This is a genomic window from Leucobacter sp. M11 (genome assembly GCF_035726885.1).
GTDB lineage: Bacteria > Actinomycetota > Actinomycetes > Actinomycetales > Microbacteriaceae > JAPFRB01.
The window spans coordinates 182,372-182,699 of the sequence record NZ_JAPFRB010000005.1 but is presented as its reverse complement, the minus strand read 5'-3'; the positions used below and the strand labels follow the sequence as shown (position 1 = coordinate 182,699).

1 protein-coding gene is annotated in these 328 nt (G+C 72.0%); it reads left to right on the top strand.

The window, feature by feature from the left end:
• Positions 1-306, top strand: a 306-nt coding sequence (locus OOT08_RS16215) for a DUF1801 domain-containing protein (RefSeq protein ID WP_325093860.1), incomplete at its 5' end; no start/stop codon positions are given.
• Positions 307-328 lie beyond the last annotated feature (22 nt).

The window sequence follows — 328 nt, the reverse complement described above, 5'->3', positions numbered from 1 at the left end:
CGTGGGCTCCTCCGCCAGGCCGAGCCCGACATCGTCGAGGAGACGAAGTGGCGCAAGCCCAGCAATCCCGACGGGGTGCCCACCTTCTCGCTCGATGGGCTCGTCTGCACCCTGGAGCAGTACCGAGACAAGGTCAAGGTGACCTTCGCCCAGGGGGCCGCGCTCCCCGATCCCGCCGGGGTCTTCAACGCAAGCCTCACCGCGGGAACCCGGCGCGCGATCGACCTCGGCGAACGAGACGCGCTGGACGAGGCCGCGTTCGTGGAGCTCGTCCGCGCCGCGGTGCGCCGCAACCGGGAGCGCTAACCGGACTCGGGGCCGCGGGGCA